Below are 25,726 nucleotides of genomic sequence, written 5' to 3'. Positions count from 1 at the left end.
ATGGGCGTTCCGTTTCCAGCAAATCCAAAGCGATTAGATCCGTACAAAAACTTCAAATTTCGTTTGAAGTGGGACGGCAAGTACGTCTACGGCGGCAGCAAAGTCTCCGGACTGAAGCGCACGACGGAGGTCGTCGAGCACCGTTCCGGCGGCGATCCCTCTACTTCGCATAAGTCTCCCGGCCGCACGAAATATGAACCGATCACACTCGAGCGCGGACTGACGCAGGACCTCAACTTTCACGACTGGGCCGGCAAAGTGTGGAATTTCGGCGCTGGCCTCGGCTCAGAGGTTTCCCTCGCCGATTTCCGAAAGGAGATCTATCTCGAGTTCTACAACGAGGCCGGCCAGGTAGTCATGGCATACAAGATCTTCCGCTGCTGGGTGTCCGAGTATCAGGCGCTGCCTGATCTCGACGCCAACGCGAATGCGATCGCGATCGAGCACATCAAGCTTGAGAACGAAGGATGGGAACGCGACACCAGCGTCTCCGAACCGAAAGAACCGACCCTGGCCACTGTGGTGACGTAGCGTGCGAGCACTCTCCATATCGGGCGTGCTCGACCTCTGGGAGCGTGGCGCCAGAATGCACCCACTCGACCGCGGGGTGATGACGCTTGCCGCCGTCGCTCCCGAGGTTGCTTCGGCAGACATTGCCGACTGGCCCCTTGGTCGTCGGAATCAAGCTCTGTTGGAAACGCACATCGTCACTTTCGGCCCTCAGCTACAAGGTTGGTCCGTGTGTTCTGAATGCGACGAAAAAATGGAATTCGAGATTGACGCGCGAGTTCTTCTCTCCGAGCAGCAGTCCGTACGCACCGGCCGAATTAGCTTTCGCGATCGCGTTTTTCGCTTACCGACAAGTCGCGATCTCGCTGCACTGCAAACCGAAGACGATCCTAACGATGCAGCTCTAGCGCTGGTTCAGCGCTGCCTGTCTGAAGGAGAGTCAGTGGAGCAATGGCGGGTGGAAGACACGGAGCCTCTGGGCGAAGCCATGGCACAAGCCGATCCCATGGCGGAGGTTCGCATCTCGTTCGTGTGTCCGAAGTGCGAGAACCACTCGGAAGAAACCATCGATCTCGTCAACTTCTTGTGGAGTGAGATCGAGGCTCGCGCCAAACGGGCACTTTGGGAAGTACATGCCATCGCATCGGCCTACGGCTGGAGTGAAGGCGAAATCCTCTCCCTTTCTGCGACCCGCCGAGCCAATTACATGGAGATGGTGCACGCATGAGTGGTTATCTCCAAAGACTCGCTGGATCCGCTGCACAACCGTCGCAACGCGTGCATCCGATGGTGGGCTCAATGTTCGCTCCCTCGACGCCTGAACTCGGTGACGAGTCTGGTATGCAATCCGAAATGTCGGATACCACGCTTACAAACAGCGAGTCGCGCTCGACATCACACCGCGTAAATCTTGATTTTGAGCTTTCCCGGTCAGACCTTTCCCAACAGCCCGACAAAACTCGCCAGGATACTCCGACTCGTAGTTACTCAGCATCCGGAGACGAAGAAGAGACAGACAAGCAGGCCTCGACGAAATCTCGGCCATCAACACCACATGATGTCGAGAGTCAGCAGTCGCTAATTCCTCCGCCCTATTCTCCGCTCCTCCCCCCCAAGGAACAGCGACCAGCGCTTCTTCCCAACGCAGCAACTCCCGCACGGCCATCGCGAGGGTCATCGCCCGCCGCATCACAAGCCTCACACCGAGAACCCGACGACATTCAGATTCACATCGGCAGGGTTGAAGTGCTCGCCGTCGCGCAGCCTCAGCCGCAAAGCACACCAAAAGTCACGCGCAAGTCTACGAGCCTCGATGACTACCTGCGCCGTCGGGATGGGAGATCGCAGTGAGCAATGCCCTTGCGCTCGCCGCGGTCACGGCTGTGCTCCAGTCGTATCTGAACGCTGTGTACAACAATCCGTCATCGGTCTTGGGCAGCGTCTCCGTGACCGCTATTGCTCCTGACCTCATTCAGGGCGGTATTGCCGGCGGCGGCAACGCGCCTCTCCAGGTAAATATCTTTCTCCACCAAGTCACGCTAAACGCCGCGTGGCGAAACATTGAGATGCCAACCCTTGCGCCGGACGGTCAAACCCGCATTGCGAATCAACCCCTCGCGCTGGACCTCCACTATCTTCTGACCGCGTATGCGCCCGAAGATAGCCAGGCCGAAGCCTTGCTTGGTCTTGGCGTCTTCTTCTTGCACCAAAATCCGATGATTGCCCGCGCAGATATCGCTTCGGCGCTAGCAGCCCTTCCACCGAGCTATCCAGCTCCATTCGCTACCGCGCTCGGTCTCTCGGGACTTGCCGACCAGGTCGAAATGATCAAGATCACTCCCGCCACTCTTGGTCGCGAGGAGATCGCGTGGCTCTGGACCGCCCTCAAGGCCGACTACCGCCCGACGTTTCCCTTTCAGGTATCCGTGGTCCTGATCCAGCCGCAGAATCCAGTATTCGCCGCTTTACCCGTACTACAACGGATTATCGAAGCGAAGCCGCTGTCTCCAATTCCAACGTTGACCGAAGCTGATCCGCCAAACAAACAGCCTGTCGCATGTCTCGGAGATACGGTCACCGTTCAAGGCGCATTCCTGAACGGAACCTCCGCCGTACGGTTGGTCAATCCACAGCAGGGTCTTCAGTCGGATATCACCGCCATTACGAATGCCACGAATGTGTCTTTTAAGTTTGGTATTCCTAACCCCGTGCTACCGTCCCCACAACTTCATCCCACGGACCTCCCCGCAGGCGTTTACGTGGTCTCCGCCAAGGTCGCATCGGATGGCGACACAGTGGACACCAATGGCGTTGCCCTCGCGATTGCGCCGAAAATCGATGCGTCTTGGGCGCCCGGAACGATCCCATCAGGTCTAAACGTTTCCGTCTCCGTGCCATGCGCACCCTATCTCCGCCCTGGGCAGGCTGTTCAACTCCTTATCGGAAGCCAGGCGGCTCCAGCCGACACCTTCGATACTCCAACCAATTCTCCGAGCTTCACCTTTGCCAACCTCACCGCCACTGCCACACCCGTTCCAGTGCGGCTCCGCGTCGACGGCATCGACAGTCCAATCATCGACATGACGGCGAAGCCTCCGAAATTTACCGGCCCGTCCGTGCAGGTGACGTAATGAGCACCGCGACTGCCATGAGTTGGACCGAAGCCAATCACACGTACCTCGTGGCCGAATTCGCGCGCCTCAAAGAGCGGCTTGGCATGACCGCAATGCTGGCTTCGGGTATCCCGGAGCCCCAAGACTCGCCGTTTGCAATCGACCGCCTTACCGCGATGTTCGGGCTAACCGACTTCGAGCGCGACCTCCTGTTGCTTTGTGCCGGGGTCGAAATGGATTCTGAATTGGCGGCGCGCTGCGCCGAGATGCACCAGTTGTCTCAAAGGCCCTACGTTACCTTCGGCCTCGCGATGTCGCTCTTGGAAAATCCTCACTGGAGCGCATTCACGCCCGTACGGCCCCTGCGGCGCTTTCACCTTGTGGAGTTGAGCAATAGCGGCGGATTTGCCACCGCGCCGGTTCGCATCGATGAACGAGTGCTTCATTACCTCGCGGGGATGCATGTCCCCGATCCCTCGCTCAACTCGCTCATCACACCGATTGCCGGCGCTCCCCTCGTTGCAGAGGAGCATAGAAATACGGCCACATCCATCGCGCGAATATTGCGCGAAGCGTCCCAAGTCGCTCCGGTCCTCCACCTTTGCGGAGATGACGCATTTGGCCAGGAAGACGTCGCGGCCCTCGTCACGCAAGCCCTCGGGTTGGAACTTTTCTCAATTCGCCTCGAAGATCTTCCCGGTTCAACTCAGGATCTTGAGCGGCTTGTTTGGCTCCTCGAACGTGAGGCGCTCTTGCTTCCCGCTACTTTCCTGTTGCAATGCGGAAATTCGAGCATGACAGCCGCAGCCAACTATCTCGCCGACAAGTTGCCTTTCTCATTCTTCCTCGCCACGCAAGAACCTGTTCGGCTTCACCGTGCATATGCTCGCTTCGATGTAAACAAGCCTGCTGCTCGCGAACAGCATGACCTCTGGGTCCGTGCTCTCAATGGCGCTGCTTCCAACATGAACGGCGGCCTTGCCAGGATCTCGCAGCAATTTCGGCTGAGCGCTCGGATGATCTATCACACCGGTATGTTGGCCTCGACCAACTCCGCGGAGCTCAATCCTGACACGCTGTGGAAGGCTTGCCGATCGTTAGCTCGACCGAAGTTGGAAGATCTCGCACAACGGATTAGTCCGGCAGCCACCTGGGGCGACATCGTACTGCCCGAGCTCCAGATGCGCATGCTGCGACATATGTCGACCCAGGCCTGGCATCGCATGCGTGTCCATGAGCACTGGGGTTTCGCCGGAAAGGGCAAACGGGGCCTAGGCGTCAGTGCGCTTTTCTGCGGTGAGTCTGGCACTGGCAAAACCCTTGCCGCCGAAGTCTTGGCGTCCGAGCTCGGACTCGATCTTTATCGCATCGATCTCGCGTCGGTCGTGAGTAAGTACATCGGAGAAACGGAAAAAAACCTCAAGATCATCTTCGACGCTGCCGAAGAAGGCGGGGTTTTGCTGCTCTTCGACGAAGCCGATGCCCTCTTTGGAAAACGCGGAGAGGTGAAGGATAGTCACGACCGCTACGCCAACATCGAGGTGGGCTACCTGCTCCAGCGAATGGAGTCCTATGCCGGGCTGGCAGTTCTCACCACGAATTTGAAGGCTTCCCTCGACCGCGCATTTCAACGACGTCTCCGCTTCACCATAACGTTCCCCTTTCCCGATGCAGCGCAACGCGAAGCGATTTGGGCGAAGGTATTTCCATCTTCCACCCCGACGCGCGGACTGGATATGAAGAAGCTCTCACAGCTCAACGTAGCCGGCGGAAACATTCGCAATATCGCACTGAACGCGGCATTCCTTGCGGCCGACTGCGACGGCCCCGTGGGCATGGAGCACCTCCTTGAGGCCGCAAAACTCGAAGCCCACAAGATCGAGCGTCCACTTGCAGGTGCAGAACTGCGTGGCTGGGTATGACACGCATTCACCTCACTATCGATCGCGTCGTGCTGAGCGGATTACCAGCCGGACAGGACAAGGAGTTGATAGCGAGTCTTCGCGCCCAGATTAACGAGATGCTTGCTAATCGAGACACTCGCGCCGATTGGGCACGCTCACATCGCACTCCGGTGATGAAGCTCGGGCGCATCCCGCTCCAAAGCGGACCGACAGGTGCCCGTCAACTCGGACGCAAAATTGGGCAAGGCATCGGTCGGGGGTTGAAGCCATGAGCCGCACCGCCTTGTCACACTCCAACTCGCAGCAGGAGAACACTTCCTCGAATTCGTTGCGCGTCGGCGACCCCAATAGCTCATTCGAACGGGAGGCGGACCGCTTCGCGGATCAAGTCATGACTGGGGAGTCTCACAAGAGTCCATGGTCGCTATCTCGCGTCAGCCTCGGACAAACCCTACAGCGCAAATGTGGTTGTAAAGGGTCGAGCGATTCGAAGGACGAATGCGATGACTGCAAGAAAAAGAAGCTTTTGCAGCGCAAGCCGGCAGCACTCGGAGCCCCACATGTCGCTCCGCCCATTGTGCATAGCGTTCTGAATTCGAGCGGCCGATCTCTCGATCATGCAACAAGATCGTTCTTCGAGCCGAGATTAGGCGTCGACCTCGGAAGCGTGCAAGTACACGACGATGGTCGTGCAGCGAGGTCCGCAGAGGCGGTCAATGCCCACGCCTACACCGTCGGCAATTCAATTGTGTTTGGCGAAGGCCGCTACCAGCCTGAAAGCGCTGAGGGCCGTCGCCTGCTGGCCCACGAGTTGACCCACGTCGTTCACCAACAGGGTCCAAGCGAACGTCTGGTCCAGCGGGAAGAGGATTCGGATGTTGAAGTCGCTGACGCGCCTCGAACCGGTTCGCTGATCGAAAAGGCTTTTGATGCCGCCGACGCAGCGCACTGGGAACAAGCTGCCGAGTTGGCAAATGGACTAAGTGCCGGCGATCTAAAAGCGTTCATCGGCTCCTTGGGCGCGGGCTGGAAGACCGAGCAACTCCACATCGGCGCCATCAGCAACGCTCGCGTTGGGCCTGGCTCTGCGGTCGCGAAGATGACGCATTGGGCATTCCTCAACGCCAAATTTTCGGAACAGATGAAGGGCGGGTTCTACCAGGCAGCGTCGGAATATCTCAACGGATTTAGTCAGGGCGAGATCCGCTCCCGCATCAGCAAAATGAAAACTGAGGTTGTCGCCGGCCTGCACAGCGGCGCCGTCGCTCAGCCCGGGATTGGCGCAGATTCGAACGCCGCCAAGATCACTGGCGAGGAACTCGATAAGCGTAAAGAAAAAGGCGATGCCGCCGCCGATGCCGCAACCAAGGCAGCCATTCCCGAGAATCCTCAACAGAAAAAGAAGCGTTGCCAGGACACCGCCGGCCAAGGCTTCAAGATCTTCCCTCTCCGCTTGCCCAAAGGTATGTGGCAGCTTTCAAACGCGCCCATCGGCGCGGAACGCAAAGGCGACGAGATCCTCGTCAAGCAGCCTCTGAACGACGTCAAAGGCGATCCGATGTTCCGCCGCGAAACGAAAACTCTGCCGCTCGAAACCTTCCTCGGGGGCATTCGCTTGAAGAAGGACGAAGTCGTTGGCGTGCGCCTCTATGACGACAAAGAACGCCTCGTCTGCGTAACCGGCGAAGACATGCTCAAGTTCAACGACGCGACCGAAATGGCGCTCTGGTTCAGCGTCGGCCGCACCGCTTTGGATGCCGCAACCATCTTCGCGCCGGGTGCGAGCGCCGGTGCAAGCAAGGTAACCGGCTTCGCGGTTGGCAACATCGTCGCGGGTGAACTCCTCGATGTCGGCCGTCAGGAAATGGAAGTCAAGTACGGACTGCGCGAAGAAGTCGACTGGGGTGGCATCGCCTTTGACACTGTCTTCCAACTCGCGACCCTGGGCTTCTCAAAATATCTGAATAATGCTGCCACGAAAGCTGTGCTCGGAAAGGCTCCGGAACTCGGGCAGAAACCAGCGCAACTTGCCGTCCATGCCGCTCTCGCCGGCGCCACCAACTTGGTGCAGACCGCCGCGAGAACCGCGTTCGACATGCTGCGAAAAGAGAAAAAGAAATTCGTGATGGAAGATTTCCTGATCGAACTCGCGCAGGCCTTCGCTACAGGAACACTTTTTGCATTCGTACATGGCGCTGCCGTTCACGAAGAAGGATTGCCGCAAGAGAAGCAAGCTGCCCCATCCGAGCATCAGCAGGGCGCACCACCTGTACACGATCAAGCGGCTCCACCACTACACGATCAAGCGGCCACGCCAGTGCACGATCAAACCGCGGCTCCAGTCGCTAAGCCGCAGAAGAAAACGCCCCCCGTTCATACGGACGAGCACGTGACGACAGCGCCTCCCGACAAGGCACCTGGCGAGCGCAAAGGCGCTGCGCCTCTTCACGAAGACACACCACCGGCCACCACGCAGAAACGCGCAATCGGTGCGCCTCCAGAAGAGCACGCCGGAACGCCTAGCGCGAAGAAGACGGACGGACCGGAAGGCCAAACTGCCGCGGCCGTACAAGAGAAGGACGCAACCGCCAAGAAGAAGACTGCGGATGGCAAACACGATGTCGTCGTTACCGAGCAGGGTGTCGGGAAGTGTAGTCCTCCGCCTTGCCCTGTGATTCACGTGGAATACAAGAAGGAACTTGATGCCCATCCTGAGTTCAAGGAGTGGAACGAATCGGTCCAGAACATGCGTAAGGCCGATCCCGAGTTTGCCGCCGAACAGGGCAAGAAGCTCATCGCCGCGTTGGAAGACGTACGTGCAAATGGAGGGAAGCTCTCTGGCGAAAAACTAGTTCAGCATCGCGAAGCCGCTTTGCAAGCGCGCCTCGCAGAAGCCGAAGGAGATCTGCACAAGGCACGTTGGGACACCATCGACTATCAAGCCGAGCGAGCCGCGACTGGCAAGAGCAGGAAGGGCGGGCCGATCAAGGGACTCTGGAATGTCAAAGAACGGATATGGGCAATCAAGAGGCAGATGGCCTATCCGAATCGCACGATTCTCGAACAAGCGCACATTGTCGGTGTGCGTGCTCCTGACGGAACAATCAAGCCCACAAACGAAATCGGCAAAGGTGGACGCATCCCGGATTACGTAGAGGTACGCGGCCAGAAGATTGTGGCGGGCGACCTCAAGTCCGGAGAGGAATTCAAGAAAAGCATCGCCGGCGGACTGGCGAAACCAGGCGAAATCGAAGCGGAGTTCCGCAAGAGCGCGAAGATCGCGCAGCAACAAGGCGTAGAAGACAAGGTCCTGAATGCAGCAAAAGGAAATGGCGGAAAGATTGTGATCGAGGGCTTTGACGTAACAACTGGCGAGAAAGTCGTGAAAGAAGTGGATCCGGCCGATTACGGGTCGGAAGTAATTACCTACGACGACGTTCGCACCAACTAGCGGAAACGAATTACGGAGTTGACTTCGTTTTATGACCACATTCCCCGGTTCACCGCGTCTTGTCAAAGGTGGCATCGTCACCATGGACCCGGACACCACTGCGTTGCGGAGCGTGATCGCGCTGCAATACAACCCGGATACCCTCTCGCGTACGCTTCAAATTCAAGCCGTACAGGGAGCGCAGGACGGAACACGCGTCGATGCCCTCCGTCTCCGCGGCCCCGCAGTCGAAACCATCAAGCTCGAGGCTGAACTCGATGCAACCGACCAGCTGGAGTTTCCAAAACAAAATCCGATCACAGTGAAATTCGGCTTGCAGCCCCAGTTGGCACAGCTCGAAATGCTCGTGAATCCAACCGTCGAAACCCTGCTCTCCGACGACAACCTCGCCAACAACGGCCAACTGGAAATCATTCCACTCGAACAACCACTCACTCTCTTCGTGTGGAGCAAGACCCGCGTGGTGCCGGTGCGCATCACCGACTTCTCAATCACCGAAGAAGCTTTCGATCCGAATCTGAATCCAATTCGCGCCAAGGTCAGCCTCGGTCTCCGCGTGCTGAATATTGACGACATCGGTTTAGCTCACCCTGGCGGCCGCATGTTCATGAGCTATCTGACGAACAAGCAGCAACTGGCGTCCATGGCAAGCAGCGTCGCTATTTCCGTCCTCGGGTTGGGAGGTCTGCCATGAACTCGCCGCTTCAAAGCCTCATTCAGATGGGAGTGGTGCCGACGGTCACATTCCCTACTGACAGTCGTTACTACGGTTCCAGTACGTGGACCTACATCGGTCCCGATGGCCAGACGATCACTTATCTCGCACGACGATTTGTACCTCAACCGGGACCTCCGAACTTCTCCACGGTTGCAGTGCACACCGTGCACCAGGGCGACCGGCTCGATCTCATCGCCGCCAAATATCTCGGCGATCCGCTCATGTTCTGGCTGATTGCCGATGCCAATGGAGCCATTGATCCCGACACGCTTACGGAAACACCGGGAACAACCTTGAACATCACCACACCGCAGGGCGTACCAGGAGCGGCGAATGCTCGATAGCGTTCAACTCAACCTGATGATGGGACCGTTTTTCCCTATGACGCCGCCGCGCCCAGTCATGGACGCCCTCGACAGTGTTGAGGTGACGGTGAATGACACCGGCACAAGCGGATTCCAGCTTACGTTCTTGATCGACAAACAATCGCCGCTCAACATCATGTTCTTGCTCACGGGTGGACTCCCACTTCTATTCATGCGGGTTGTTATCGTCGCCATCGTGAATGGAGTCTCGAATGTCCTGATCGACGGAGTCATCACCAACAACCACATCTCTCCCGGAGACAAGGGCTCGAACTCGACACTGACCCTGACCGGCGAAGATCTCACCGCGCTCATGAACCAGTCCGATTGGAGCGGTTTCCCCTTCCCGGCCTGCCCTGCGGAAGCGCGCGTCGCTCTCATCTGCGCGAAGTATGCGATTTTCGGCGTCATTCCCTTGATCATCCCCAGCGTGTTAATCGACGTGCCGTTGCCGATCGACATGATCCCCAGCCAACAGGGCACCGATCTCGCCTACGTTCGCGCGCTCGCCGATCGCGTCGGATACGTCTTCTATATCGATCCCGGACCGGCTCCAGGCATCAGCAAAGCCTACTGGGGACCACAAATCAAGTTCGGCGCAATTCAGCCCGCCCTCAACATCGACATGGATGCATACACCAACGTCGAAAATCTCACCTTCAATTTCGATCAGCAGCAGAACCGGATTCCGATCGTCTACATTTACAACCAGCAAACCGGCGTTTCTATTCCGATTCCAATTCCGCCGATCACGCCCCTAAATCCGCCACTCGGACTGATTCCGCCACTGCCGTCGAACATCCCACCCGATCTCACGCCGATCCGCGACGACCTTTCGAAGCGCCCAATCCCCCAGACCATCATGATCGGCCTAGCTGCAGCGTCGCAATGGGCAGATGCAGTTACCGGTGAAGGCACCCTCGATGTTGTGCGTTACGGCGGAGTTCTCAAAGCCCGCGAGCTCGTAGGCGTGCGAGGCGCGGGACCTGCCTTCGACGGTCTTTATTACGTAAAGAGTGTCACCCACAAAATCAAGCGTGGCGAATACAAGCAGAGTTTCAAGCTGAGCCGTAACGGCTTGGTATCCACAGTTTCCACGGTGCCCTCATGAGTCCACAGAAAACCGCTGCGGGCGGCAATCCGACGAAGTACTACGGCAAGTATCGCGGCCTGGTCATCAACAACATTGACCCGGAACAAATCGGTCGCATCATGGCGCAGGTACCCGATGTCCTCGGCGAAATCCCGTCGAGTTGGGCAATGCCATGCGTTCCGTCCGCGGGCATTCAGTCAGGTGTTTTCGTCGTGCCGCCACTCGGCTCGCAGGTTTGGATTGAGTTCGAACAGGGTGACCCCGACTATCCGATCTGGACTGGTGGCTTCTGGGGAATCGTCGGCGAGGTCCCGGTGTTCGCGATCGCCCCTCCGGCAATCCCACCTGGCGTAAACATCTGTCTCCAGACTCCCGCGCAAAACATGTTGCTCATCAGCGATGCGCCTCCGACGCCCGTAACCGGCGGAATCGTTATGAAGAGCACCACAGGGGCAATGATCGTCGTGAACGACAGCGGCATTTACATCAGCAACGGTAAGGGCGCCATGATCACCATGGTTGGACCAGCCGTCGACGTCAATTTAGGTGCGCTTACCGCGATTTAGGAGGAGTTGTGCCCGGACCAATTCTGCATATGGGAGCAACCGTGCTTTGTGCACATGGTGGCCAGGCAATGCCAACGGTGCCGAGCCCGCGCGTCATGGTCTCGGGAATGCCCATTGCAACCGTCACCGCACCATACGCCGTAGCCGGATGTCCATTCGTCACTCCGGCTGGCAATGGCCCATGCGTCACCGGTCAGTGGATTGTCGGCACAGTGCGTGTCCTCTCCATGGGGCAGCCTGTCGTGATTCAGGCAGGTGTCTCGATCTGCGTTCCTACGGGGACACCGCTCGTGCCGGTCGCGGCACAGCCAAGGGTAATCGCGACATAGCGCCAAGGAAGCAGCGATGAACATTTACTTTCCGTATCAATTCGATGGACGAGGCCGTACCCGCGAGGCTGAACTTGACGACTATGTCAAGCAACTCGTCGAGCAGGTGTTGTTCACCTCTCCCGGCGAGCGCGTCAACCTTCCCGACTTCGGCAGCGGCCTTCTCCAGCTTCCCTTCGCGCCCAACAGCCTCGAAATGGCGGCTGCGACTCAATTCGCAGTGCAGGCTGCGCTCCAGAAATGGCTCAGCAGTTACGTTAAGGTGCAGTCGGTCGTCGCCTCGGCACAGAACGAAAAACTCACTGTCACCGTTTCCTATTCCATGCTCAACACAGACGTCACGCAGGTACAGACGTTCACGTATGGGTCCGGATCATGATCTATAGCTGCTGTAATGAAAACCGCAAGAGTGCGGTGCTGAATAATCCGAGCTCGATTATCACCACGCCGACCATCAACGCGCCGGGAACTGGCTACACCGTTGGCGACGTTCTGACCATCGCACAGCCAGGATCGAGCGGCACCGCCACAGTGAAGGTCGAGACGGTTTCCACCGGCAAGGTCGCGACGGTTTCCCTGCAAGCCAACGGCACCGGTTACTCGACCGCGACTGGAGTTCCCACAACTGGTGGAAGTGGCAGCGGATGCACCCTCAACATCACTGGTACGCCAAACGGTATCGATTATCTCGAAGTCCTCGACCACGACGCGATTCCGCTCAACAGCCCGCGTCAGCGTACGCTGCTCGTCCATTGCCTTCGCCCGATTCCGGCCTCTATCACCCGTGACAACGTCCTGATCACCGGCGGCGAGAGCATCATAAATATAGGTATCGATTGGGTCGCCCCGGCGTCGAATCCTCCCGCATCTCCCGTTACCAACCCGCAGGAACAGGCATATTTCACCGCCCTCAGCGACGCCGCAAACGTCCTTCTGGTTCGCACCAGTGAAGCCGGCGACTTCTCTCCTTACGTTCTGCGCCTCGTGGACAGCGTCTCCGAAGCATTGCAATCTTCCTTCGAAGTCACAGATGTTCTGCCAGGCTTCGATCCCCAACTTTCGGAAGTCACGTTCTCTTTCAAGGTCGAGTGCGGTCCCGACTTCGACTGTGCTCCGCAGCAGCCAAACTGCCCGCCCGATCTTCCAACACCTCCGGCGATCAACTATCTCGCCAAGGATTACGGCAGTTTCCGCGGCATCATGCTCGATCGCCTCAGCCAGTTGCTGCCTAATTGGGGTGCTACCAGCGAAGCTGACTTGGGCATCGCGCTCACGGAACTGATCGCGTATGTCGGCGACCGCCTCAGCTATCAGCAGGATGCGATCGCGACCGAAGCCTATCTCAACACATCCCGTAGCCGCATCTCGCTTCGTCGTCATGCTCTGCTCGTTGACTACCACGCAAGCGACGGCTGCAATGCGCGTACCTGGATACACATCGACCTGAAGGCCGATCCCGGAACCAAGGTCTTCATCGACCGCAAGGTCACTCGCTTTTACACCTTCGCTCCCAACCTGCCGAACTCGCTCGCCGTCGGTGCCGGAAACGAAGAAGCTGCCCTGCGTTGCGGCACACAAGTCTTCGAGCCCATGTGGGATCAGGTGCTCTATCCCGAGCACAACCAGATTTCGTTCTATACCTGGGGCGACACCAGTTGTTGTCTGCCCGCGGGCGCGATGGAAGCCACGCTCCACGGCTCGTATCCCAAGCTCGGTATCGGCGATGTCCTGATTTTCCAGGAAATGGTCGGCCCGAAGACGGGCTTTGCTGCCGACGCTGACATCCGCCATCGCTGCGCCGTGCGAGTGACCAAAATCGCAACCCAAGATGGCGCCGGCAATCCACTCATCGATCCGCTCTTCGAAGAAGGAACCGGCCTGCCGATCCAAAGCCCGGCGCAGAAGCCAACGCCAGTCACCGAGATCCAGTGGTCGCAAGACGATGCACTGCCCTTCGCGGTTTGCGTCTCGTCAAGTTTCATCGACGACAACGGCGATACTCAAGTGCTCACGGACGTCAGCGTCGCCTTCGGAAATAACGTCCTATCCGATCACGGACTCACGCTAACCGGCGTTGAGATCGGTACCGTTCCAGCCCCCACAATCTTCCAGCCACCCGACCCCGCGGCCGACCATTGCGACGACACACGTCCCTCACCGTTGCCCGTTCGCTTCCGGCCGCAAGTTCCCGATCGTCCGCTGACCCAAGCCGTGCCGTTCACCGAGGTTCCGCTGGGAGAGTTGGGCAATCCGATCACCGCGGGCGTTGTGAATCTTCCCGATTCCGGCTTTCTCAGTCTTAACAATGCCGAAGGCTTCGCCGCACTCACTCTCGAGCCAACAAATCCGAACGGCTGGCCGCAAAACTTCGGAATCATTGTGGCAGTGAACTCCGGTGACTCAACCAAGATTGACCTCTCCGTCGTCTACGATCCTGCGTCCGGGGGCTCTGGCATAAACAAGCTCGTGCCCGTCGAAAAGTTTGTCGGACTCTCACTCAACTCAGCCGATCCGAACTTCGTTGTCACCAAGATCAACGGCGTCTCGCAGCTCATGGAGATTCCAGCTTCCTACACGCCGCCCGCCACGCCACCCACGACTTTTCCGCTCACCCCAACCATGCTGTCGAATTCCGTACCCACAGATCTCAAGGACACCAGCAGCGCCATATATCTCACCTTGCAGCCGACCGACCCCGCAAATTGGCCAGCCTTGTTCGGCGTGACGGCGCAACCAAGCGCCAATCCAGTCTTCTTCGACCTCGATCTGGACTACAACCCCGCATCGGGCGCAATCGGCGTTGCACTCCCGGTCTTGTTGGAATCGTTTACCAACCTAGCCTTGGAATCGGCCGCTCTCCAGATTAACGGCGTCTCCAACCTTGTCGTGGTCGAGAGCTTTGCCAGCACTGCGGATACCACTCTCTCCGCCGCCACTCTCATGCAATTTGACCCGACGCAAGCGATTCCTGAAATCACCCTCAGCGGCACAACCGAAGCAAGCACCGAGACGTGGACGCCCGATAAAGACCTCCTTGAAAGCGGCGAGGCTGACCTGAATTTCGTCGTCGAAGTCGAATACGACGGCACCGCCACTCTCCGCTTCGGCGACGACACCAACGGACGCAATCCTGAAACCGGCACGAATTTCATCGCGACCTATCGAGTCGGAAACGGTACCGCTGGAAATGTCGGAGCCGACACGCTCACCTTCCACGCTGGCGATCCCCGCATTGGCGATTGCCGTAATCCCTTGCCCGCCACGGGTGGCACCGATCCCGAAACCAACGAGCAGATCCGCCGACGCGCACCGCAAGCATTCCTCACGCAGCAGCGCGCCGTCACCATGGACGATTACGCTCACGTCGCCGAAGAAACTCCTCAGGTAGATCAAGCTGTCGCAGAACTCCGCTGGACCGGCAGTTGGTACACGGTGTTCATCGCCGCGGAGCCCGTGGGCGCCGGCAATGTTTCAACGGTTCTCTCGAAAGCGATCAAGAAGAACGTAGAGCGCTATCACCTCGCCGGCCAGGACCTCGAGATCGACAATCCGCAATACGTGCCGCTCCAGGTTGAACTCGAAATCTGCGTCGATCCCGACTACTTCCAAAGCGATGTCCAGCGCGCTCTCATGCAAGTCCTCGGCAGCGGCGTCAATTCCACGGGTCAGAAGGGCCTCTTCTACCCCGACAACTTCACCTTTGGAAAGACTGTTTACCTCAGTCCGATCTACGCAGCAGCGCGATGCGTCGCTGGAGTGAAGGCCGTCCGCGCCAGCACCTTCCAACCGCAAGGACTGATTTCCACGACGCAGTACATCGCCGCCGGAGAGATTCCCATCGGCCCCTTGCAGATCGCGCGTCTCGCGAATGACCCAAGCTTCCCCAACCATGGACAACTGTCCCTCGTGCTGGAAGGTGGCAAATGAGCTGCTCCGGAAACGCTGGATGCAATTGCGGCTGCTGCGCCGGCATCGCGGTGCAAACGCCCGACCTCGAACAGAATCGCCCCGGTCTTCCGGAGGTCACCTATCGCGTCGGCAAGTGGGCCACCTTCAAAGATTCCATGCTCGCGCGCCTCTCCAGTTCCGACTACCCGGCGCTCCAGCAACTCAAAACGCGCGACAACGACGATTTCACCATCGCCTTCCTCGACGCCACATCCGTTGTCCTCGACGTCCTCACTTTCTACCAGGAACGTCTCGCGAACGAGAGCTACCTCCGCACCGCCGGACAACTTCGCTCTCTCGTCGAACTCTCACGTCTGATCGGCTACCAGCCCGCTCCCGGAGTCTCCGCCGCTTGTTACGTCGCCTTCTCTCTCAAGACGGCGCCCGGCCAAGCTCCCGATCCCAATGCCCCGGCAATCACCATCCCCAAGGGCACGCAGATGCAAAGCGTTCCCGCACAAAACGCCAAGCCGCAGACATTCGAAACCTCCAGCGACATCCCCGCCAAGCCCGATTGGAACGCGCTCCCCGTAATGACCGGAACCAAGTGGGTGCCGCAGATGAACGATATCAGCGTCTATCTGCAAGGCACCGCCACCTCACTCCAACCGGGCGATCTCATCCTGGTTGTCGGTAACGAGCGCAAGAACAGCGCAGGCAGCGAGAACTGGGACGTCCGTGAAATCACCACCGTCACTCCTGACGGAGAGAACAACGTCACCTACGTCGAATGGAGCGAAGGTCTCGGCTATCCGCCGACCAACGTCCAGCCCGCGCAGGATCACCCAAAGTTCTACGCGTTGCGCGCGCGTGCATCGCTCTTCGGCTACAACGCAGTGAACCCTGCATTGCTCGCTGGGACAACTATTAGTGCATTGCAAACTGCCAACTTGATCACCTCGGGAAACAATCCCGAGTGGATCTTCGGTTCCCCCGGCAAGAATCTCATCGATCTCGACGCCGTATACAACAAAATGACCTCGAGCGGCTGGATCGCCTTGGTTCGCCCCGACGCGCAAATCTCTCGCTCTCCCGCCGGATTCATCTTCCTCTACCACGTCAACAGTGTCACCGCGATCTCGCATTCGAGATACGGCGTCAGCAGCAAAATCACGCGCGCCGCCGTCGACACCAACACCCAACTCGACAGCTACTACCAGGACACGCGTGAGACTTCGGCTCTCGTCCAGAGCGAGCGCCTCACTGTGCCGCTGCAACCGCTCTTCTATCCTCTCTATGGCTCGTCGATCGATTTGCAGGACCTGCGCCCGGATCTCGCCGAGGCCACCGTCATCGCCGTCAGCGGCAAGTTGCAGAAGCTGAGCGCGAAAATCGCGGGCATCATTTTCACTCCCGACGACGCTAGCCCAACCGTCACCCTCGATGTCGACGATGTCGTCATCATCACCGATGCCGCGCCATTGCAGAACGTAAGCAATAGCGCATGGCAACAAGGCAGCGGCAACATCACTCTCTCCGTGGAAGACGTCACCGGTCGTCCCGGAACGATCACTGCAGATCTCAAGAATCTCGCACTCACGCCTTCGAGCAAAACCGACCCCGTTATCAGCGAGTGCGCTCTCGTGACCGTCATTGAGTCCACCCCCGGCGCCACCGCGCACACACTCATCACCCTCAAGTCCGCGCTCATGAATTGCTACGAACGCAAGACGACGTCTGTGAACGCCAACGTCGTTATGGCGACGAATGGCCAGAGCGTCACCGACATTCTCGGCAACGGGAGCGCGGCCACTCCGAACCAGCGCTTCGCTCTCAAGCAGTCACCGCTCACCTATGTGCAGGCAGCCACACCCACCGGACGCCAGAGCAGCTTAGAAGTAGACGTAAACGGTGTGAAGTGGACCGAGGTGCAGACGCTTTACCAGCAGCCTCCATCGGGTGCCGTCTTCACCACGAATCTGCAATCGGGCAACACCACAGTTCTCTTCGGCGACGGAGTAGAAGGTACAACGCTCCCCACTGGACAGAACAACATCCGCGCCAACTACCGCATCGGCAGCGGTTCTGCGGGAAATGTAGACGCTGGAACCCTCACCACGCTCATGGATCGCCCGCTCGGCGTCAACGGTGTCACCAATCCTCAGTCTGCAACTGGCGGCCAGGACCCCCAGACTGTTGCCGACATTCGCACCGACGCCCCGCAATCCGTACTCACTCTCGGCCGCGCCGTGTCTATCGCCGACTATCAGAGCTACGCGTCGACTTTCGCGGGCATCTCCAAAGCCTACGCGATTTGGATCCCCTCTGGTCCCGGCCGCGGTGTCTTCCTCACCGTCGCTGGCGTGGATGGTGAAGCACTCCCAGCCTCGAATCCAACGCTCGGCTATCTCACTACTTCTCTGAAGAACTACGGAAATCCACTCATTCCCATCACCGCGGTTTCATTTTTCGAAACCCTCTTTGGGCTCTCCGCGGACGTGAAGTATGACCCCGCTTACGATCAACCCACCGTGCAAGCGGCAGTTCAGTCGGCGCTCACCGGCGAATACAGCTTTGCCAATCGCGACTTCGGGCAAAGCGTGTCGTCCGACGAGATAGCCACAGTGATTCAGGATGTGCCGGGCGTCATCGCCGTCAACGTCACCGAGATTCACACGGTGGCCACCAGTACCGCCGGAGATCTCGCCGGCCGTGGAGGCGCAATCACTGTCCCTCGTCTCAACGCCTGGTTGTCGCAGAAAGTCACATGGACACGACCGTTCTCTGACTCCCCGACAAGAATTTGTGCCTACGTCCCCGTGCCGAGTTTGACGGCTCTTCCCTATCCAGCCGAGATCCTCGTCCTCGATCCTGATCCAAAATCCGTGAAGTTGGGGGTGATGCAGTGAGCACGGCCGCACAGAAACTCTATGACCTGCTCCCCGCGCTTTATCGTCTGCGCGATGCGGACCTCGCTCAATCGCAACCGCTGCTTACGTCTGCGGAACAAACCCAGTTGGCGGCGCTTCAAGCGCTCTCCACGCTCACCCTTAAGCAGCAGCAACAGCTGGATGCCTTGCTGGACAAAGCCTCTCGCGGCCCGTTGCAGTCGTTGATGATGGTCGTCTCCGAGCAACTCGCAATCTTCGCTGATAACCTCGACCAACTCTACGACGATCAATTCATCGAAACCTGCGCGCCGTGGGTCATTCCTTATATTGGCGACCTCATCGGATACAAGTCCGTCCGTGGTGTTGCACCTGCGGTCGCCAGCCCGCGCGCTGAAGTCGCCCACACCATCTCGTTCCGGCGTCGCAAAGGCACAGTGCTCGTCATGGAGCAACTCGCCCGCGACGTCACGGGTTGGGGCGCACACGCCGTCGAAATGTTCAAGGTCCTCGGCGACACGCAGTACATGAATCACATCCGCGCGAAGAATTTCTATGCGCCCGATCTGCGCAATTGGAAATCTGGCGATTACATCAACACTGGTTTCGACCGCACAGCGCATAAAGTCGATGTTCGCCGCATCGCCGTGCAGCGTGGCCGCTACAACATTCAAAACATCGGAATTTTCCTCTGGTCTTTAAACGCTTATCCGATGACTCTTGCACCGTCGACGCCCGTCACAGGCAATCCCCAGTGTTTCCGCTTTAGTTCGCTCGACGCGGACATGCCGCTCTTCAACCATCCCATCTCGCAGGGTGAGGACATAACCGACGCCGCTCGTCCGGAAAATGTTCCCGATCGCCTCCGACGCCACGTTCTCTGTCAGGACATGCAGGACATCCTCGCCGGCAAAACTGCAACCTACTACGGTTTCGGTAAGAGTCTCGCACTCTACGTGGACGGAGCGCTGCAATCTGAAATCCAGGTATGCGATCTCGAGGGTCCCGACGGAAGCTGGAACAATCTACCGAAAGCCGGTGGCCTGCCCGCCGTCGATCCGCTTCTCGGTCGCATCGCTCTTCCACCACCTCCCGCGGGCAAAACCAACCATGTCCGAGCTTCTTACTATTACGGATTCAACGCCGACATGGGCGGTGGCGAGTATCCGCGCAGCAGCACATTCACCGCAGCAGAAGATCAAGCGGTCATTCGCGTCCCCGGCGATTACCCCACAATCCACGATGCTTTGACCGCGATCGCTGGCGATGGTGTCGTCGAAATCACCGACAACGCCAACTACTCCGAGCCCGCCGGTCTGGCTCTCGCCATCAAGAAAGGCGGCCACGTCGAACTACGCGCCGCGGATGGCGTACGCCCAACGTTGTTCCTCGGCGGTGAATTCGCCATCACCGGCGACGAAGAAGGCTCACTCGACCTCAATGGACTCATCATCGCCTACGCGCCCCCTGCTGGTGGAGGCACGTTACCTCCGGCGCTTCTCCACGTTCCCGCCTCGGCCAAAAACAAGCTCAGTCATCTTGGAATCACCCACTGCACAGTTGTTCCCGGCTGGGCTCTCCTTTCGGACGGTACTCCAGATCCAACCTTCTTCGGGAGGCCCTCCGTCCTCATCGAGGATTCAGGGGTAGAACTAGAAATCAGCAAATCGATCGTCGGAGCACTTTGGATCAACGGCACTGCGACCGCAACTCTTGCCGACTCCATCCTCGACGCCACTCTGCCGTCCATGGTCGCGTACGTCGCAACCGTTGATTCGGGCACGCAACGCCCGACACCCGGCGGTTCGCTCACCATGACCGGATGCACCGTTATCGGCAAGGTCTATGCGACGTTGCTCGAACTGGTTTCAAATTGCATCTTCTGGGCGGAACTTTCTGATGCCGATACCGCCGCTACTCCGGCTCTGTGGCGCGCTCCGCTCTGGGCGGTGCGCAAACAGGAAGGCTGTGTGCGCTTCAGCTACTTGCCAACCGGCGCAATCACGCCCCGAACATACAAGTGTGTTGTGCAAGGCAAGGGCGAGCCGCAACCGCTGATTCAATCGCTTCGCTACGGAAATCCTGCGTACTGCAAGCTCTATTCCGTCACTGACGACGCCATTCGTCGCGGTGCCGACGACGGCGGCGAGATGGGGGCATTTCATTTCATCCTCGCCCCGCTTCGCGAAACCGATCTTCGTATCCGCATGTCTGAGTACATGCCTGTGGGCCTGGAATTTGGTGTGTTTTACGAGAACTGAGAGGAACCAGCCATGAGTTTCGACATCAGCCGCGTCACCTTCGATCCGTGGAAGGACTTCAGCAGCGTGGTCATGCAACAGGGCCGCGTGCAACTCGATTCCGATTGGAACGAGTGGCTAGCCGAATTGGCGCGCCGAATCCGTGCGGGCACGTACGACTGTTTCGGCCATGCAGTTTATCCGTCCACCACACCGAACGCATTCCTGATAAAGCCGACCGCGGGCTCCGTCAGCATCGGCGTCGGACGCATGTACGTTGACGGTCTATTGGCCGAGAACCATGGCCTGCCGGTCCCGCAATCCGGTGGTTGGATTCCGCCGAATCCTCCTGCTCCCGGCGCACAGCCCGACTGGGACCCCGCACTCGATGAACTCGTCGGCGCAAATCCTCTCGACTATCTGCAGCAACCGTACTTCCCCGGCATTGCCACCCAAGCGCCGTTCCCTACCAGCGGCGGCCCCTTCATGGTCTATCTCGACGTCTGGCAGCGCTGCCTGACCTTCCTCGAGGATCCCGATCTCATCGAGAAGGCCGTCAGCGTTGATACCACCGGCCGAATTCAAACTGTGTGGCAGGTTCGCCTCCTCGACGTGAGCAAAACCTCCGGCGTCACCTGCACTACCGCCGACGACGACATCACGGCGTGGTCCGCGCTCATTCAGCCTTCGGCCGGACGCCTGAGTACCGGCGTCGTACAATCATCGCCCTCCGGTCCGTGCTGCCTGGCGCCGAACACCGGTTTCACCGGCATGGAGAACCAACTCTATCGCGTTGAGATCCATGAGGCCGCGACATCGAGCACGCCCGCAACCTTTAAGTGGTCACGCAACAACGCGTCTGTAGCCACCCCGGTCATGGGCATCTCGCAGGGGGGCACCGTGCTCACCGTGCAATCCACCGGGCGGGACAACGTTCTTCGCTTCAACGCGAATGATTGGGTCGAAATCACCGATGATTGGCTCGAACTCAACGGTCAGCACGGCGAATTGCGCCAGGTCCTGCTCGTCACGGATTCCAATAACACCATCAAGCTGTCGGCAGCTCTTCCAGCGGCAAGTTTCCCCGTCGACGCCAACAACCTCACCGATCCCACCCGCCATACGCGCGTGGTGAAATGGGACCAGAGCGGCAAAGTCTTCCAGAGCGACGGCACTACCCAATGGACCGATCTCGACGCCTCCGTCAGTACCGGCGCTATCCCCGTTCCGTCGCCCGGAACCGCACTCATCCTCGAAAACGGCGTGACCGTTTCGTTCGACTTGAATCCCGGCACTGGCGCCTTTCACGTCGCGGACTACTGGAATTTCGCAGCACGCACCGTAGACGGCACCGTCGAGAAACTCGTCGAAGCGCCGCCACTCGGAATCCATCACCACTACGCTCGTCTTTCCGTGCTCACCCTGCCTGACTCTGCAACCGATTGCCGGATTGAATGGCCTCCGCAATCTGGCGGCGGCGGCGAATCCGGCTGCGACTGCCAATCCTGCGTCACTGCCGATACCCACAACGGCGGTAGCTGGACGATCCAGCAAGCCATCGACTTCGTACTTGGCCAGGGTGGTGGGAAGGTCTGTCTCGGCCCGGGCGTTTACAACGTCGCGTCAACAATCAACATCGGCGGCGGAAATGCCGCAGCCGTGAACCTTGCAATTGAAGGCCATGGGCTGCCAACGCTCGTGCCCACCGGACAGTTCGAAACCAACGCCATCATGCGCGTGCAAAACGCCGTTGACATCGACATTGACGCAATCGCCTTCTCAGGTGGAGCTTCGTTCAGCGATACCGGCGCCTTCATCTCCGGACCTGTCGCGCTCGTCATTGCGCAAAGCGCTTACGTGCGCGTGGAGCATTGCGCGTTCGGGACTGCTGCCGATCAGCGGCAACTTTCCGCCGGAGTCGCTCTCGCCGACACCATCATTCTCAACTGCACCCTCCGCGAAAATCTCTTCACCAACGTTGACACCGGCGTTGCGGTTCACGCCGAGAAGCTCGCGGTTATGCAATTCCTCGCCGAAGAAAACCAGTTCTACTGCACCAATGCAGCTTTCAACTGCTCCGGTCCCGCGAGTTTGCTGGCATCGGAAGTTCGGTTTGCGAAGAACTTCGTCCAGGCGGCTAGCGGATTCACGCTCATCGGCACTGGTCTCGACGTCACTGTCGAATCCAATACCTTCCAGATCACCGCCGCCACCGCATCCGATACGGCTGCTTACGATGCCGCCGTCATCTGCAATATTTCGCAAACCCGAGTCCTCAACAACGAGATCTCTCGCACCACAACCGACGTGAGTGTCAACACCAGCGCGAACAACAAAGGCGGGCTCACCGCAGCCACCTACTCCTGGCTGGTCACGGCGCTTCTGCCGTCCGGCCGCGAGGTATTGCTCACCGCAAATGCGACCGTCATCGTCTCCAGCCCGTCGAATGCCACTCTCGCTTGGGCGGCGTTCTCCGGAGCGAAGAGTTACAAGATCTATCGCACCGTCGCCAACGGCGCGGTGTTCCTGCTCGCCGGCACCGCACCTCAAACTGGCGGAGCGACCATCTCGTACGACGACACTGCCGCTGACTCCGCGCTTCAGAACCAACTTCCGGCAATGCAGAACGACGGCATCGTTATCGGCAGCACCGGCCCGACGGTCTCCACGAATCTCGCCGCCGACACCACGCTCACGCCGATCTATGGCATCCAGATCGTCGGCAACCGCCTCAATGCTCTCGCCGGAACAGGCATCCTCTCACCAACAGGCAGCTACATGCTCGCAACCTTGATCGCGCAAAACCAGATGTCCTCGATCGGCGGCGACGGTATCTTGCTCTCCGGCGCTTACATCGATCTCGACATCGTCCAGAACTCACTGCTTTCTGTCGCGCAACTACCGAATGACTCAAAGCAGATCGCGGGAATTCAAGTGCGTGCCACGCTCGATGCCAACATCAGCGAAAACCGTATCGCGCAACTCGGCCCCCAAACTGGCGACACCGGGGCGAGCCGCCGCGCTATCTACGTCCTGCTTGGAATGGATGTTCGCATCGCAGGCAACCAGGTCACCGACGCCGGCCCCAGCGTTTCGCCATCGCGCGGCATCATGTGCTCTGTACTAGGACGCCTGGATGTCACCGACAACAACGTTCGTCGTGCGACTGCACCGCCCGCGACCCCAGACAAGTCCGCGTGGCTCGCGCTCCTCGCGACCGGCGACGTCGTCAGCGTGCAAGACAATCTCTTCGAGTCCTACGGCGGCGCAACGCCGTCGTTCCCTGGGACGGTGGTGATCGCTTCCATCCAGACCTGCACGTTCAGCGACAACCAGTGCTTCCTCGACGATCCCAACAACTCCGGGCTCGACCTCGTCGTCGAAATCGAAGCTCTCTCCATCATCGCAATGGGCAACCGCGTGAAAGGCCCTGCCTCTGGGGTCGTTGCGAATGCGCCGCCACCGTCGATGATTCTGGTTGTGCCGGGGGGCGATAAACCGGCGGTCACCGTGATCGGCAACATCACTACCATGGGCATCCAGGTGCAGCCATCGGGTATGCCTGCAGCCATGGCTCCACTGAATATCACCGCATAGGAGAGGTTGAAATGAGCTACGCAACTTTCAAAGGCGATAAGAGTTTGAAGGACCTCGTCACGCGATTATTCACACTGCCTGACAAGACAGCACAGACCGCGAAGCAGGCGCAGGACGCGCTGCTGCAGGCGAATCCTCAGCTAAAAGATTTGACCACTGTGCCCGCAGGCAGCGTGATCTCGATCCCCGCAAACGCGCCACCACTGCGGGCTTCCGAGCAAGCATCGCCCGCAATCTCGCGGCAGGCAGCGATTGCGGGGCAATCGCAGGCGTCGTTGTTTCAGTTGGGGGAAAAGTTGGAGGCGCTGAATGCAGTCGCGGTGCCGGCGTACCAGAACTTCCTTACGCTGGTGCAGTCGGAGCAGGCGAAAGCGCTGGCGCAGAAGTCGCCGGATTTAAAGGAGCAATTGCCGACGCTGGTGAAATCGGCGGAGGCGCTGGGCAAGAGTTTGCAGACGCAGAAGACCAGCGATGCGATTGCTGCCTTCAAAATTCAGGGCTCCGCAATACCAAGTTAGCCGAAGAAACAGGGAAAACTTACGGTGAAACCCGAAGTTATAAGTTGGTAAACAAACTTTTCTAAGTGCTTGTTTATTGATGATTTGCGAGAGTATGCCGTTTTTTGTCAACATTCCAGCTCCCATGTTTTTTTCCCAAAACCGCGTGAAAAGCGTCCCTGAGCGCGGAAATTTTTCTATTTCGTCGTGTTTGCCGCAAAGGTGGTACATGGAAATTGAAAGATTTTGTTTACTGATTATTAAATAGCCATCTGTGAGGGCAAAAATTCGCGGAGCGTTAGGGGTCGCTCGACTGCGAATACGAAGGGCAGCGGAGACGATAGGGGCTCTTCGACTGCGAATCCGGGACCGGGGTCCGGATTCTTCGCTCAGGATGACAGGGGGTTTTTGAAGGGGAGGTTTGTGGCTTTGCGGACCAAGTCGGCGAGGGAGTCGGCCTTCATCTTTTCCATTACCTGTCCGCGATGAGCCTTGACGGTGATTTCGCTGATGCCCAGTTCCGCTCCGACTTGTTGTTGAGGAGGCCGGAAGCGACCAAGGCCATGACCTGGCGTTCGCGAGCGGTCAGAGTTTCATAGCGACGATGTAAATCCCGTAACTCCGCTTCGCGGGCCAGCGCAGCGCGGCTCCGCTCAAGTGCCTGCCGGACCGCAGTGAGCAGCACCTCATCGTTGAAGGGCTTGGTCAGGAACTCGACGGCGCCGGCCTTCATGGCCTGCACGGTTTGCGGCACACTGCCGTGGCCGGTAATGAAGATGATGGGCAAACCGGGACGGTCGGCGATCCGCTGTTGAAGTTCGAGACCGTTGAGTCCGGGGAGGGTGATATCGAGCACGAGGCAGCTCGGCACGGCGACGCGCGGGTGATCGAGGAAGGCGCGGGCAGAGGCAAATGTCTGCGCTTTGAGTCCGACTGAGGCGAACAGCAGCTCAAGCGATTCGCGCACGGAGATGTCGTCATCTACGACGAAAACGACGGAAGAGGTTGGAGGAACGGACGACATCGAGGCTGGTCTCACGTCTGAACCAAATGCTCGCGAAATCATGA

General features: G+C 58.7%; 19 protein-coding genes. 17 read left to right on the top strand and 2 right to left on the bottom strand.

Annotation, left to right across the window (positions count from 1 at the left end; all coding sequences use genetic code 11):
• From ACID345_RS04440 to ACID345_RS04360, 17 genes are all read left to right on the top strand, one after another.
• The gene (locus ACID345_RS04440) at positions 1-531 is read left to right on the top strand and encodes a phage tail protein (RefSeq protein ID WP_011521669.1); all 531 of its coding nucleotides are present in this window, start codon (positions 1-3) and stop codon (positions 529-531) included.
• Position 532: 1 nt separating this feature from the next.
• Positions 533-1,237: a hypothetical protein gene (locus ACID345_RS04435; RefSeq protein WP_148210013.1), complete on the top strand. Its 705-nt coding sequence runs from the start codon at positions 533-535 to the stop codon at positions 1,235-1,237.
• A 619-nt stretch (positions 1,238-1,856) separates the two neighbouring features.
• Entirely contained in the window at positions 1,857-3,140 is a 1,284-nt protein-coding gene (locus ACID345_RS04425; RefSeq protein ID WP_011521667.1) for a DUF4255 domain-containing protein, read from the top strand.
• The gene (locus ACID345_RS04420) at positions 3,140-5,044 is read left to right on the top strand and encodes an ATP-binding protein (RefSeq protein ID WP_011521666.1); all 1,905 of its coding nucleotides are present in this window, start codon (positions 3,140-3,142) and stop codon (positions 5,042-5,044) included. Before ACID345_RS04425 ends, ACID345_RS04420 begins: the two co-directional genes overlap by 1 nt.
• Positions 5,041-5,298 (top strand): hypothetical protein, encoded by a 258-nt coding sequence (locus tag ACID345_RS04415; RefSeq protein ID WP_011521665.1) that lies wholly within the window; start codon positions 5,041-5,043, stop codon positions 5,296-5,298. Before ACID345_RS04420 ends, ACID345_RS04415 begins: the two co-directional genes overlap by 4 nt.
• Positions 5,295-8,477, top strand: coding sequence for an eCIS core domain-containing protein (locus ACID345_RS25115; RefSeq protein ID WP_011521664.1), 3,183 nt, complete (start codon positions 5,295-5,297; stop codon positions 8,475-8,477). Before ACID345_RS04415 ends, ACID345_RS25115 begins: the two co-directional genes overlap by 4 nt.
• 31 nt (positions 8,478-8,508) lie before the next feature.
• Entirely contained in the window at positions 8,509-9,171 is a 663-nt protein-coding gene (locus ACID345_RS04405) for a hypothetical protein (RefSeq protein ID WP_011521663.1), read from the top strand.
• Positions 9,168-9,539: a LysM peptidoglycan-binding domain-containing protein gene (locus tag ACID345_RS04400; RefSeq protein ID WP_011521662.1), complete on the top strand. Its 372-nt coding sequence runs from the start codon at positions 9,168-9,170 to the stop codon at positions 9,537-9,539. The genes ACID345_RS04405 and ACID345_RS04400 overlap by 4 nt, the downstream gene beginning before the upstream one ends.
• A complete protein-coding gene (locus tag ACID345_RS04395) occupies positions 9,529-10,671 on the top strand; it encodes a hypothetical protein (protein WP_011521661.1) in 1,143 nt (380 codons plus the stop codon). The genes ACID345_RS04400 and ACID345_RS04395 overlap by 11 nt, the downstream gene beginning before the upstream one ends.
• Positions 10,668-11,219: a phage baseplate assembly protein V gene (locus tag ACID345_RS04390; RefSeq protein WP_011521660.1), complete on the top strand. Its 552-nt coding sequence runs from the start codon at positions 10,668-10,670 to the stop codon at positions 11,217-11,219. Before ACID345_RS04395 ends, ACID345_RS04390 begins: the two co-directional genes overlap by 4 nt.
• 8 nt (positions 11,220-11,227) lie before the next feature.
• A complete protein-coding gene (locus tag ACID345_RS26195) occupies positions 11,228-11,548 on the top strand; it encodes a hypothetical protein (protein ID WP_083763665.1) in 321 nt (106 codons plus the stop codon).
• A 16-nt stretch (positions 11,549-11,564) separates the two neighbouring features.
• Positions 11,565-11,927: a GPW/gp25 family protein gene (locus ACID345_RS04385; protein ID WP_011521658.1), complete on the top strand. Its 363-nt coding sequence runs from the start codon at positions 11,565-11,567 to the stop codon at positions 11,925-11,927.
• On the top strand, positions 11,924-15,475 hold the full coding sequence (locus ACID345_RS25110) for a putative baseplate assembly protein (RefSeq protein WP_011521657.1): 3,552 nt from the start codon (positions 11,924-11,926) through the stop codon (positions 15,473-15,475). The genes ACID345_RS04385 and ACID345_RS25110 overlap by 4 nt, the downstream gene beginning before the upstream one ends.
• Positions 15,472-18,345, top strand: a complete 2,874-nt coding sequence (locus ACID345_RS04375) for a putative baseplate assembly protein (RefSeq protein WP_011521656.1) — start codon at positions 15,472-15,474, stop codon at positions 18,343-18,345. The genes ACID345_RS25110 and ACID345_RS04375 overlap by 4 nt, the downstream gene beginning before the upstream one ends.
• Positions 18,342-20,585, top strand: a complete 2,244-nt coding sequence (locus tag ACID345_RS04370; RefSeq protein ID WP_011521655.1) for a hypothetical protein — start codon at positions 18,342-18,344, stop codon at positions 20,583-20,585. The genes ACID345_RS04375 and ACID345_RS04370 overlap by 4 nt, the downstream gene beginning before the upstream one ends.
• A 12-nt stretch (positions 20,586-20,597) precedes the next feature.
• Positions 20,598-24,161 carry a DUF6519 domain-containing protein gene (locus tag ACID345_RS04365; RefSeq protein ID WP_011521654.1) on the top strand — a complete coding sequence of 1,188 codons (3,564 nt, stop codon included), beginning with the start codon at positions 20,598-20,600 and terminating at the stop codon, positions 24,159-24,161.
• A gap of 11 nt (positions 24,162-24,172) precedes the next feature.
• Positions 24,173-24,679: a hypothetical protein gene (locus ACID345_RS04360; RefSeq protein WP_011521653.1), complete on the top strand. Its 507-nt coding sequence runs from the start codon at positions 24,173-24,175 to the stop codon at positions 24,677-24,679.
• A gap of 368 nt (positions 24,680-25,047) precedes the next feature.
• On the opposite strand, the gene ACID345_RS27175 is transcribed toward ACID345_RS04360, so the two are convergent.
• Both ACID345_RS27175 and ACID345_RS04355 read right to left on the bottom strand, forming a co-directional pair.
• Positions 25,048-25,161 carry a LuxR C-terminal-related transcriptional regulator gene (locus ACID345_RS27175; RefSeq protein ID WP_228370796.1) on the bottom strand — a complete coding sequence of 38 codons (114 nt, stop codon included), beginning with the start codon at positions 25,159-25,161 and terminating at the stop codon, positions 25,048-25,050.
• Positions 25,131-25,682 carry a response regulator transcription factor gene (locus ACID345_RS04355; RefSeq protein WP_011521652.1) on the bottom strand — a complete coding sequence of 184 codons (552 nt, stop codon included), beginning with the start codon at positions 25,680-25,682 and terminating at the stop codon, positions 25,131-25,133. Before ACID345_RS04355 ends, ACID345_RS27175 begins: the two co-directional genes overlap by 31 nt.
• Between the last annotated feature and the right edge of the window lie 44 nt (positions 25,683-25,726).

The sequence above is a fragment of the Candidatus Koribacter versatilis Ellin345 genome (assembly GCF_000014005.1).
Classification (GTDB): Bacteria; Acidobacteriota; Terriglobia; order Terriglobales; family Acidobacteriaceae; genus Korobacter; species Korobacter versatilis_A.
Note: the sequence above shows the minus strand (reverse complement) of the source record. Positions and strands in the feature narration are given on the sequence as shown.